Source organism: Pseudorhodobacter aquimaris (genome assembly GCF_001202025.1).
GTDB lineage: Bacteria > Pseudomonadota > Alphaproteobacteria > Rhodobacterales > Rhodobacteraceae > Pseudorhodobacter > Pseudorhodobacter aquimaris.
Window position 1 is genome coordinate 183554 of record NZ_LGHS01000076.1, and the last position, 12090, is coordinate 195643.

Consider the following 12090-nt stretch of genomic DNA (forward strand, 5'->3'; position numbering starts at 1 on the left):
GACACTAAGGCAGTATACAGGCAAAATCAGGCGGTACCCCATGACTGAGATGGTCTATGGTTCCTCACCCAGTCGGGTGGTGGACCCCGTTATTCCCCGTTGGTGGCGCAGCATTGACCGCTGGTCCCTGACTGCTGTTTTCATGCTTTTCGGTATCGGGCTCTTGCTGGGGCTGGCGGCCTCGGTTCCGCTGGCGCAGCGCAACGGGCTTGACGGGTTCTACTACGTAAAACGACAGGCGTTTTTCGGCACTCTGGGGTTGGCGGCGATGCTGGGGGTATCGATGATGCCGCCGGTGATGGTGCGCCGCTTGGGGGTCTTGGGCTTTTTGGGCGCCTTTGCTGCGCTGGCGGCCTTGCCCGTGATCGGGACGGATTTCGGCAAGGGGGCGGTGCGCTGGATCAGCTTTGGTTTTGCATCGGTGCAGCCATCGGAATTCCTGAAACCGGGTTTCATCGTTTTGACCGCATGGTTGATGGCCGCCGCGCAAGAGATAAATGGCCCGCGTGGTAAATCCATGTCCTTTCTGATCACCTTTATCGTGGTGCTGTTGCTGGCAATGCAGCCTGATTTTGGACAGGCGGCGCTAATCATCTTTGGCTGGTCTGTGGTCTATTTCATCGCCGGTGCGCCGATGGTGCTTATTGCCACCGTTTTGGGCCTTGTCGGGGCGGGGGCGATGTTTGCCTATCAAAGCTCTGAGCATTTCGCGCGCCGGATCAACGGCTTTTTGTCGCCCGATATCGATCCGCGGACCCAGATCGGCTATGCCACCAATGCCATTCAAGAGGGTGGCTTTTTCGGCGTTGGCGTGGGCGAGGGGCAGGTGAAATGGTCGCTTCCCGATGCGCATACCGATTTCATCATCGCCGTTGCCGCCGAGGAATACGGGTTGTTGCTGGTGCTGTGCATCATCGCGCTTTACGCCACGATTGTGGTGCTGTCGCTGTTCCGACTGATGCGGGAGCGTGATCCCTTTATCAGGCTTGCGGGTTCAGGGCTGGCTTGCATTTTTGCGGTACAGGCGATGGTGAATATGGGCGTGGCGGTGCGCTTGTTGCCCTCCAAGGGGATGACGTTGCCGTTTGTATCCTATGGCGGATCATCCTTGATTGCAGCCGGTATTACGGTGGGGATGTTGCTGGCGCTGACCCGTACGCGACCACAAGGGCAGATCGGGGAAATCCTGTTCCGCCGCGGGCGGTAAGGGGGGCTGGGCGCATGGCACCACTTTTGTTGATCGCAGCCGGTGGCACCGGCGGGCATATGTTCCCCGCACAGGCTTTGGCCGAGGCGATGGTTGCACGCGGTTGGCGCGTGAAGCTTTCCACCGATGCGCGGGGTGCGCGCTATGCCGGTGGTTTCCCGCAAGAGGTCGTGGTCGAACAGGTCCCATCGGCCACCTTTGCGCGGGGCGGCGTTCTGGCCAAGGCTGCCGTGCCGTTTCGCATCGCGAGTGGCGTGTTGGGAGCGCTTTGGGGGATGGTTCGTGACAGGCCCGCGGTGGTCGTGGGCTTTGGCGGTTATCCTTCCATTCCGGCACTGGCGGCGGCGACCATGTTGCGTCTGCCGCGGATGATCCATGAACAAAACGGCGTGTTGGGTCGTGTGAACCGGATCTTTGCGCCGCGTGTTATGGCGGTGGCCTGTGGCACATGGCCTACGGATCTGCCCGAAGGTGTGTCGGGCATCCATACCGGAAATCCGGTGCGCGCCAGCGTGCTGGAACGTGCAGGCGCGGGCTATATTGCGCCCGGCGATTACCCGATGTCGCTGGTGGTGATCGGTGGCAGCCAGGGCGCGCGCATCCTGTCAGATGTGGTGCCCGCCGCGGTGGCACGTTTGCCCGATGGGTTACGCGCCAACTTGCGTGTGGCCCATCAGGCGCGGGCCGAGGATCTGGAACGTGTCGACGCCACCTATGCGCAGGCCGGTATCCATGCCGATGTGCAGCCGTTTTTCGATGATATTCCAAGACGGCTGAGCGAGGCGCAGCTTGTCATCTCGCGTTCGGGCGCGTCATCGGTTGCAGATATTTCGGTGATCGGGCGGCCTGCGATCTTTATTCCCTATGCCGCCGCCACCGGCGATCACCAAACCGCCAATGCACGCGGGCTTGTCGGTGCTGATGCCGCGATCCTGATCCCGGAATCGGCGCTTGACCCCGAAAGCCTGAGCGCGCAAATGGCGGCTGTATTCGAAAATCCGCAAGCCGCACAAGCCATGGCGCGCAATGCGCTGGGGTTGGGGCGTGCGGATGCGACGGACCGCCTTGTAGACCTTGTGACAAGCCTGACAGAAAGAGTGCCTTCATGATCGCCGCGACCAAACTCCCCGTTGCCTTGGGACCGATCCATTTTGTCGGCATCGGGGGTATCGGCATGTCGGGTATCGCCGAAGTGTTGATGACGCTTGGCTATACCGTGCAGGGCTCCGACGCCAAGGCCTCGAAAATCACCGACCGTCTGGTGACGCTTGGCGCGACCGTGTTTGAGGGGCAGCGCGCCGAAAACATCGGTGAGGCGGCGGTGGTTGTGATTTCCACTGCGATCAAAAAGGGCAACCCCGAGCTGGAGGAAGCGCGCCGTCTGGGTCTTCCGGTGGTGCGCCGCGCCGAGATGCTGGCCGAGCTGATGCGTCTGAAATCCAACATCGCGATTGGTGGCACGCATGGCAAGACCACCACGACCACCATGGTTGCGACCCTTATGGACAAGGGCGGGTTTGACCCGACGGTTATCAATGGCGGCGTGATCCACGCATATGGTTCCAACGCGCGGGCGGGGGCCGGTGAATGGATGGTGGTGGAGGCCGACGAGAGCGACGGTTCCTTTAACCGTTTGCCCGCGACCATTGCGATCGTCACCAACATCGACCCCGAGCATATGGAGCATTGGGGCAGCTTTGACGCGCTGCGCCAGGGGTTTTACGACTTTGTGTCCAATATTCCCTTTTACGGGTTGGCTGTTTGCTGCACCGATCACCCCGAGGTACAGAGTTTGGTGGGCAAGATCACCGACCGCCGCGTGGTGACATTCGGGTTTAACCCGCAGGCCGATGTGCGGGCGATCAACCTGACCTATGAAGATGGGATCGCGCATTTCGATGTGGCCTTGCAAGGCGAATCCCGTGAGGCGGGCCGCACCATCGTGATCGAAGGGTGTACCCTGCCGATGCCCGGCGATCATAACGTGTCCAACGCCTTGTCCGCGATTGCCGTATGCCGTTTCCTTGGGATGCGCATGGATGAGATCCGCGAAGCGCTTGCCGCATTTGGCGGGGTCAACCGCCGCTTTACCCGTGTGGGTGTCGTGAACGATGTGACCATCATCGACGATTACGGCCACCATCCGGTTGAAATTGCCGCCGTTCTGCGTGCCGCGCGTCAGGCTACCAAAGGCCGTGTGATTGCTGTCCATCAACCGCACCGCTATTCGCGCCTGTCAAGTTTGTTTGAAGATTTCTGCACCTGTTTCAACGAGGCCGATGTTGTCGCCATTGCCGAAGTTTACGGTGCGGGTGAAGACCCCATCCCGGGGGCAGAGCGTGATGATCTGGTCGCGGGGTTGATCGCCCATGGCCACCGCCATGCCCGCGCCATTTTGAACGAACAGGATTTGGCACGGCTGGTGCGCGAGCAGGCCCGTCCCGGTGATATGGTGGTGTGCCTTGGGGCGGGAACGATCTCAACCTGGGCCACCGGCCTGCCTGCATTGTTGCAAGACGGGGGTACATAAGGGTGGCGCTTGCGGCGGCATTCCTTTGGCTGGTGGCGGCCAATGTGACCGGGTTTTTTCCCAGTCGGGACAATCATTGGCGGGCGGCCTATGTATTGATCGCGGTGGGTATTCCGATTTTGGGCTGGGTGACCTGGATCAACGGGCCGGTGGTCGGCTTGATCATTTTGGCGATGGGGACTTCGGTCCTGCGCTGGCCGGTGATCTATCTGTGGCGCTGGTTGAAATCCAAAACCGCGCATCCCGCGGAATAGGGGGCTCTCTATGGTTGAAAATCCCGCTTTCCCGATGCCCTCGACGCGCGGTAGGCTGACCCAAAACCGGGTGTTGGCTGATCTGACATGGTTGCGTGTGGGCGGGCCTGCGGATTGGTTGTTCCAGCCTGCGGATCTGGATGACTTGTGCCAGTTTCTGGCCGCGCTTGCGCCCGAGGTGCCTGTGTTCCCGATGGGGGTCGGCTCCAACCTGATCGTGCGGGATGGGGGACTTCGGGCCGTTGTGATCCGCCTTGGGCGCGGGTTCAATGCGATCACGATTGAGGGTGATACCGTCACCGCAGGGGCCGCCGCATTGGACAGCCATGTGGCGCGCAAGGCGGCGGATGCGGGGCTGGACCTGACGTTTTTGCGCACCATTCCGGGCAGCATCGGCGGCGCTGTTCGGATGAATGCGGGGTGCTACGGACAGTATACGGCCGACTTCATACAGAAAATCCATGTGGTTACGCGTCAGGGTCGGTTGCAAAGCCTCGCCCCCGAAGCGCTGGAATTTGCCTACCGTCAGTCGCAATTGCCCGAGGGCGCCGTGATCGTCGGGGCCAGTTTTCGCGCGCCCAAGGGCGATCCGCAGGATTTGCACGCCCGCATGACCGATCAGCTGGCCAAGCGCGATGCGAGCCAGCCGACCAAGGACCGCTCGGCAGGGTCAACCTTTCGCAATCCGGCGGGGTTTTCCTCAACGGGGCGGGCGGATGACAGCCATGAGTTGAAGGCCTGGAAGGTGATCGATGACGCCGGAATGCGCGGCGCAAGCCTCGGCGGCGCCCAGATGAGCGAGATGCATTCCAACTTTTTGATCAACAAGGGTGGCGCAACCGCCGCAGATTTAGAAGAATTGGGCGAAGAGGTACGAAATAGGGTTTTCCAACACAGCGGAATACGGCTAGTATGGGAAATCAAGCGGGTCGGCGAAAGGCTTGCTGAAAAACAATAATATGGGCCGCAAAAGGCCTTGAGGCAGTAAATAATATGGTTGGCATGTCGAGCGGGACAGCCTCCACAGTGGTCGTTTTGATGGGTGGACCTTCCGCAGAGCGGGAGGTGTCCTTGTCATCCGGGCGTGAATGCGCCAATGCCCTGACGGAGGCCGGATATAAGGTGGTTACGGTGGATGCCGGACCAGACCTTTGTGCACGCCTTTCCGAGATAAAGCCCGATGTTGTGTTCAACGCTCTGCATGGTCGCTGGGGTGAGGATGGCTGTGTTCAAGGCCTGCTGGAATGGATGCGTATTCCCTATACCCATTCGGGGGTTCTGGCCTCGGCGCTGGCGATGGACAAGGAAAAATCCAAGGCCGCGTTTCGGGCAGCAAACCTTCCGGTTGTCACCAGCATCCTTGCCAGTAAGGCCGATGTTTGCGCGCGCCATGTGATGCCGCCGCCCTATGTGGTGAAACCCAATAACGAGGGGTCCTCGGTCGGGGTCTATATCGTGCATGAGGCGGCAAATGCGCCGCCGAAACTGTCGGATGATATGCCCGAAGTGGTGATGGTCGAAACCTATGCACCGGGTCGTGAATTGACGACGGCCGTGCTGGGGGATCGCGCGCTTGGCGTGACCGATATCATCGTTGAGGGCTGGTATGATTATCACGCGAAATATTCGGTCGGCGGGTCGCGTCATGTGATCCCGGCCGATGTTCCGGCAGAGATTTCAGCGGCTTGTAAGGAATACGCCCTGCGCGCCCATCAGGCATTGGGCTGTCGCGGGCTGTCGCGCACGGATTTTCGCTGGGATGCGTCGCGGGGCCTGGACGGGTTGATTATTCTGGAAACAAACACCCAGCCGGGTATGACCCCGACCTCGCTTGCGCCAGAGCAGGCCGCCGCTGTGGGGATCAGCTTTCCCGAGCTGTGCCGTGCAATCGTCGAGGATGCCTCATGCGACCGATAGCAGGCCAGAAACGCAACACCCCGCGCCGCGATCCGGCGCCAAGCCGTATGGCCTACCGGCTGCAACGTCTGTGGTTGACGCCCTCGGTGCGCGCGGCTTTGCGTGTGGGGCTGCCCGCACTTGTGCTGGCGGCCGGGGTCGGGACCTATCTGGCGGATGAGGGGCGGCGCGATGCGCTGGCCTCGATTTATATCGATATGCGCGAAAAGGTGAAAAACCGCCCCGAGTTTCAGGTGACCCTGTTGTCGGTTGAGGGTGCCTCGCCGGAACTGGCCGAGGCCGTGCGCAACGCATTGGCGCTGCCCTTGCCGCTCAGCTCGCTGGATCTGGATCTGGAGGCGGCGCGCAGCAAGGTGGCACAGCTTTATGCGGTCGGTTCGGTGGATGTACGGGTCCAGTCCGGCGGTATCTTGCAGGTGGTGATCAAAGAGCGCGTGCCGGCCTTTGTCTGGCGGGATGCGGCGGGGATCTGGCTGGTGGATGACACCGGCAAACGCGTGGCCGAGGTCGAGGCGCGCAGTGACCGCCCCGACCTTCCGCTGATCGCGGGCGAGGGGGCGGATAAGGCGATTGCCGAGGCGCGCCAGATCTATGCCTCGGCCGGGCCGCTTTTGCCCCGTTTGCGCGGGCTTGTGCGTATGGGAAACCGGCGCTGGGATATCGTGCTGGACCGTGACCAACGCATCCTTTTGCCCGCCGATCAGCCCGTTCTGGCGCTGGAACGTCTTATCGCGCTGGATCAGGCGCAAGAGGTTCTGGCCCGCGATGTCGTGGCTGTTGATCTTCGTTTGCAGGCCCGCCCTTCCTTGCGGCTTGCCCCTTATTCCTTGGCCGAATTACGCCGCCAACGCGGCATTATCCCTGCGGAGAACGACCTATGACCGATCTCTATCAAACCCAGCGCGCGATGCGCAACATTCGTCGTGCCGCCCTGCAACGCGGGGTGATCGCGATTTTGGACATCGGGTCCAGTAAAGTCGGCTGCCTCATCCTGCGCGTTTCCGACAGTGACGGGCTGCGCGACATGGAGGGTGTCGGTTCTATGGCAGGGCAATCCTCGTTTCGAGTGATCGGCGCTGCCACGACACGCTCGCGCGGGGTGAGTTTTGGTGAGATCGCGGTGATGAACGAAACCGAGCGCGCGATCCGCACCGCCGTGCAATCGGCGCAAAAGATGGCCAATGTGCGGGTCGATCATGTGATCGCCTGTTTCTCGGGGGCCGAGCCGCGCAGCTACGGCCTGGCAGGGGAGTGGGAGCTGGAAGATTCCGTGGTAACCGAACAGGATGTCGCGCGGGTTCTGGCCTCTTGCGAGGTGCCGGATGTAGGTGAAGGGCGCGAGGTTTTGCACGCCCAGCCGGTGAACTTTGCACTTGATCACCGCACCGGATTGGGCGACCCGCGCGGGCAGATCGGCAACCGTTTGTCGTGCGATCTGCACATGATGACGGTGGATGCCAGCGTGGTGCAAAACCTGATCTATTGCCTGAAACGCTGTGATCTGGAGCTGGCCGGCATGGCCTCCTCGGCCTATGTTTCGGGGATCTCCTCATTGGTGGAGGATGAACAGGAGCTGGGCGCGGCCTGTATCGATCTGGGCGGCGGATCGACCGGCATTTCGGTGTTCATGAAGAAACACATGATCTATGCGGATTCCGTGCGGATGGGCGGCGATCACGTTACCTCCGATATCTCCAAGGGGTTGCAGGTGCCGCTGGCCACGGCCGAACGCATCAAGACCAAATTTGGCGGGGTGCATGCCACCGGCATGGATGACCGCGAGATGATCGAGATTGGCGGCGACAGTGGCGATTGGGAAAAGGACCGCCGTCAGGTCAGCCGGACCGAGCTGATCGGCATCATGCGCCCTCGGGTCGAGGAAATTCTGGAAGAGGCCCGCGCCCGTCTGGATGCGGCGGGTTTTGACCATTTGCCAAGCCAGCAGATCGTTCTGACGGGGGGCGCAAGCCAGATCCCGGGGCTCGACGGGCTTGCCGCGCGGATCCTGGGGCAACGGGTACGCCTTGGCCGTCCGCTGCGCGTGCAAGGCTTGCCGCAGGCCGCAACCGGTCCTGCGTTTTCATCGGCTGTGGGGTTGTGCCTCTTTGCCGCCCACCCGCAAGACGAATGGTGGGATTTCGATATCCCCGCAGAACGCTATCCCGCGCGGTCGCTCAAGCGCGCTTTGAAATGGTTCAAGGACAATTGGTGACCACACTATCGGGCCGACTGCCCCAGATACCGTTAAAAATGGCATAAATTCGCCCATATTTTGTGTTGAGGCCATGTTTTCTGCGTGACCTTTGCCTCGCTTATGCGTAATAATGGCGCATATCGGGACTGAAAGCGTCACCTAAAGGCGCAGGGACACTCATAGGCAGGCGGACTGGCACATGGCACTTAATTTGATGATGACTTCGCAGCGCGAGGAATTGAAGCCGCGGATCACGGTTTTCGGGGTTGGCGGGGCGGGCGGCAATGCCGTCAACAATATGATCGACCAACAGCTTGAAGGCGTGGAGTTCGTGGTGGCCAACACCGACGCACAAGCGCTTCAGCAAAGCCGCGCGACGGCGACCATCCAGATGGGTCTGAAAGTGACCGAAGGTCTGGGTGCCGGTGCGCGCCCTTCCGTTGGGGCGGCCGCGGCCGAGGAAACCATCGAGGAAATCGTTGACCATCTGGCCGGTGCGCATATGTGCTTTATCACCGCCGGTATGGGTGGTGGCACCGGAACGGGTGCTGCTCCGATCATCGCGCAAGCCGCGCGGGAGTTGGGCGTTCTGACCGTCGGCGTTGTCACCAAGCCTTTCCAGTTTGAGGGCAACAAGCGCATGAAGCAGGCCGAGGACGGCATTGATGCGTTGCAAAAAGTTGTCGACACGCTGATCATCATTCCGAACCAGAACCTCTTCCGTCTGGCGAATGAGCGTACCACATTTACCGAAGCCTTCGCTTTGGCCGATGATGTGCTGTATCAGGGTGTTAAAGGCGTGACCGACCTGATGGTGCGCCCCGGCCTGATCAACCTCGACTTTGCCGACGTGCGTTCGGTGATGGATGAGATGGGCAAGGCGATGATGGGCACCGGCGAGGCCGAGGGCGACGACCGCGCCGTTCAGGCCGCCGAAAAGGCGATTGCCAACCCGCTCTTGGATGAAATCAGCCTGCATGGCGCCAAGGGTGTTTTGATCAACATCACAGGCGGTTATGACCTGACCCTGTTTGAGCTGGACGAAGCTGCGAATATCATCCGCGAAAAAGTCGATCCGGATGCGAATATCATCGTTGGCTCCACTCTGGATACTGAAATGGAAGGGCGTTTGCGCGTTTCTGTGGTTGCGACCGGTATTGACGCCAATATCTCTAGCGCGGAACAGCCTGTTGCGCGCCGTTCAATGGCCGCACCTTTGCCAACACCGCCCTTCGTGGCGCCCAACGCAGAGCCGGAACCGGCACCAGCCCCCGAAGTTGCACATGCCCCCGCCCCCCGCGAAGAGCACCGCCCCGCCGCCGTGCAAGATCGCGCGCCAAGCCTGTTTGACCAAGAAGTCGAGGCCCAGCAGTCCGAGCCAGCACCGCAGCAGCACGCGGCACCGGCCGATGATCTGCCGCCCCCGGCTTACCGCCCGCAGCCCCGTCCGGCCGCGACAAGTGCCTTCGATGCGAATGCTTCGGATTTCGTCGCGCCGCGCCCACGCCCTGCTGGCTCTCCCTCGCCAGAGGCATTGGCCCGTTTGCAAGCCGCCGTGTCCAAAGCCCCTGCGCATCAGCAGCGCCCGGCCCCAAGTGCTGCACCCGCACCACAACAGGCCGCCCGTCCCGCCGCAGCCGAAGGCGCGCGCCCGCGCTTTGGCATCGGCTCGCTGATCAACCGTATGGCGGGTCACCCCGAAGGACAGGCAGAACGCCCCGTTGGACAGCAGCAAGCCGTGCGCCAACAGCCGCCTGTGACCAGCTATGACGACGATCCGGAAATGAGCGCGGATCAGGAGCGGATCGAAATTCCGGCCTTCTTGCGCCGTCAGGCCAACTGATTCCGATCAAATGTGATTGCAGAAGGGTCCGCCAAGGCGGGCCCTTTTTGCGTTTATATTCAGGAGGTTGCACAAGGGTAGGCGGTCCCTTGCGTTTAAATTGCAGTTTTGTAACAGAAGGTCACAAAGAGTGAGTTGTTGCGGCGCGTCAGCCTGTCTATGTAAAATTCACCGAAAACCTGCACAGAGTTTGGCGTAACTGCCGACAAAGGCGTGAAGGGGACCGGCAACGAAATAGAAACGGCCAGAAGGTGATATCGTGCAACATACGCTCAAATCCGAAGTGGTTTTTGTAGGTGCCGGGCTGCATAGCGGCAAGCCGGTTCGTATGGTGGTAAAACCCGCCTCTGCTGATTATGGCATCTGGTTCCGTCGGACCGACATTGACAAAGGCGATACGCTGATTGCGGCGCGGTGGGATGCTGTGGTGCCGTCACGGCTGTGTACGCTTGTCGCCAATGCGGCGGGGCATAGTGTATCGACTATTGAGCATATCATGGCGGCCCTGGCCGGTTGCGGTGTTCACAATGCGTTGATCGAAATCGATGGCCCCGAGGTTCCGATTCTTGACGGCTCTGCCGGGCCTTTTGTTTCGGGTATTCTGGCCAAGGGCGTGCGCACGCAAAACGTGCCTGTCCGTGCGATCCGTATCCTGAAAACCATCGAAGTGCGCGACGGAGATGCCGTGGCACGGCTGGAACCATCCGATATGCTGGAGATCGATTTCAGCATCGATTTCGCTGAGGCCGCGATTGGCCGTCAGGAAAAAGCCTTGAACATGTCCAACGGTGCTTTTGTGCGCGAACTCTGCGACAGTCGTACGTTCTGCCGTCAGTCCGATGTGGATGCGATGCGGGCGAACGGCTTGGCCTTGGGTGGTAATCTGGAGAACGCCGTGGTGTTTGAGGGCGACCGCGTCCTCTCGCCTGGCGGTCTGCGCTACGCGGATGAGCCGGTTCGCCACAAGATGCTGGATGCGCTTGGGGATCTGGCGCTGGCAGGCGGACCGATTCTTGGCCGCTACACCGGTTTGCGTGCAGGTCATGCGATGACCAACCGCCTTTTGCGCGCTCTTTTTGCACAGGCAGGGGCCTGGGAGATCGTCGAATGTGGCCTTCCAACCGGCAGAAAGCTGCCTGGCGTTGGTGTTTTGCGCTCTGACGTCCCTGTTCATGCATAACCGACCCTAAAAGGTGAAAGGCGTTTTGCGCAGCGGATTTTTCTGTGCTAGGACGTATCAAACCAGACCCGTTATGGTCGGTATTTGCAGGATTATGGGGTAGGCGGAAGATGACAAGCGTTAAGTCACGCGCAGGGTTCATTTGGGCGGCTGTTATCGCCGTGGGCCTTTCGGGCTGTGCCGGGGCGCCAAAAGAAGTGCCTCTTGAAAGCCTGACGGCAGAAGAAATCTATAAACGTGGGGAGCTTGCGCTGGAAACCGGCCGCAAACCCGACAGCGCGATCAGGTATTTCTCTGAGGTAGAGCGGCTTTACCCCTATTCGGAATGGGCCAAGCGATCGCTGATCATGCAGGCCTTTTCACAGCATAAGGCCAAGAACTATGAGGATGCGCGCGCCTCGGCACAGCGCTACCTTGATCTTTATCCCGCCGAGGAAGATGCCGCCTATGCGCAATATCTTCTGGCGCTGTCCTATTACGACCAGATTGACGAGGTTGGCCGCGATCAGGGCCTGACCTTCCAGGCATTGCAGGGCATGCGTGAGGTGATCGAGCAATATCCCGATAGCGAATATGCGCGCTCCTCCATTCTGAAGTTCGATCTGGCCTTTGACCACTTGGCAGCCAAGGAAATGGAGATCGGGCGCTATTACCTGAAAAAAGGGCAATATACCGCGGCGATCAACCGCTTCCGTGTGGTTGTCGAGGATTTCCAGACCACGACCCACACTGCTGAGGCGCTTCACCGTTTGGTCGAATCCTATCTTGCACTGGGTCTGACCGCTGAGGCCCAAACAGCCGGGGCGATCCTGGGCCACAACTATCAGTCCAGCCCCTTCTATGATGACAGTTTCCGCCTGCTCAAAGGGCGTGGATTGTCGATGGAGGCGCAGGGTGAAAGCTGGCTGAGCAATGTGTACCGTCAGGTCATTCAGGGTAAGTGGTTGTAAGAATGGAGCGCGCGC

General features: G+C 60.5%; 11 protein-coding genes. All 11 read left to right on the forward strand.

Translation table 11 applies throughout. The annotated features are described in order from the left end of the window. Positions 1–40: 40 nt before the first annotated feature. Positions 41–1207 (forward strand): putative lipid II flippase FtsW, encoded by a 1167-nt coding sequence (ftsW, locus tag AKU94_RS17715; RefSeq protein ID WP_050528570.1) that lies wholly within the window; start codon positions 41–43, stop codon positions 1205–1207. 14 nt (positions 1208–1221) lie between these two features. Continuing rightward, positions 1222–2316, forward strand: coding sequence for a UDP-N-acetylglucosamine--N-acetylmuramyl-(pentapeptide) pyrophosphoryl-undecaprenol N-acetylglucosamine transferase (locus tag AKU94_RS17720; protein ID WP_050528571.1), 1095 nt, complete (start codon positions 1222–1224; stop codon positions 2314–2316). Beyond that, entirely contained in the window at positions 2313–3737 is a 1425-nt protein-coding gene (gene murC / locus AKU94_RS17725; RefSeq protein WP_050528572.1) for a UDP-N-acetylmuramate--L-alanine ligase, read from the forward strand. Before AKU94_RS17720 ends, murC begins: the two co-directional genes overlap by 4 nt. Next, the gene (locus tag AKU94_RS17730; protein WP_050528739.1) at positions 3734–3991 is read left to right on the forward strand and encodes a DUF2484 family protein; all 258 of its coding nucleotides are present in this window, start codon (positions 3734–3736) and stop codon (positions 3989–3991) included. Before murC ends, AKU94_RS17730 begins: the two co-directional genes overlap by 4 nt. 34 nt (positions 3992–4025) lie before the next feature. Then, entirely contained in the window at positions 4026–4949 is a 924-nt protein-coding gene (gene murB, locus AKU94_RS17735) for a UDP-N-acetylmuramate dehydrogenase (RefSeq protein WP_157056622.1), read from the forward strand. Positions 4950–5029: 80 nt separating this feature from the next. Continuing rightward, complete coding sequence (locus tag AKU94_RS17740; protein WP_232295806.1) at positions 5030–5908, forward strand: D-alanine--D-alanine ligase; 879 nt, start codon at positions 5030–5032, stop codon at positions 5906–5908. Next, positions 5896–6789: a cell division protein FtsQ/DivIB gene (locus AKU94_RS17745; protein ID WP_050528574.1), complete on the forward strand. Its 894-nt coding sequence runs from the start codon at positions 5896–5898 to the stop codon at positions 6787–6789. The genes AKU94_RS17740 and AKU94_RS17745 overlap by 13 nt, the downstream gene beginning before the upstream one ends. Then, the gene (gene ftsA, locus AKU94_RS17750; protein WP_050528575.1) at positions 6786–8120 is read left to right on the forward strand and encodes a cell division protein FtsA; all 1335 of its coding nucleotides are present in this window, start codon (positions 6786–6788) and stop codon (positions 8118–8120) included. The genes AKU94_RS17745 and ftsA overlap by 4 nt, the downstream gene beginning before the upstream one ends. Positions 8121–8301: 181 nt before the next feature. Continuing rightward, positions 8302–9945 carry a cell division protein FtsZ gene (gene ftsZ / locus AKU94_RS17755; RefSeq protein ID WP_050528576.1) on the forward strand — a complete coding sequence of 548 codons (1644 nt, stop codon included), beginning with the start codon at positions 8302–8304 and terminating at the stop codon, positions 9943–9945. A 259-nt stretch (positions 9946–10204) separates the two neighbouring features. Beyond that, positions 10205–11125 (forward strand): UDP-3-O-acyl-N-acetylglucosamine deacetylase, encoded by a 921-nt coding sequence (gene lpxC, locus AKU94_RS17760; protein ID WP_050528577.1) that lies wholly within the window; start codon positions 10205–10207, stop codon positions 11123–11125. 110 nt (positions 11126–11235) lie between these two features. Next, complete coding sequence (locus AKU94_RS17765) at positions 11236–12075, forward strand: outer membrane protein assembly factor BamD (protein WP_050528578.1); 840 nt, start codon at positions 11236–11238, stop codon at positions 12073–12075. Positions 12076–12090: the final 15 nt, after the last annotated feature.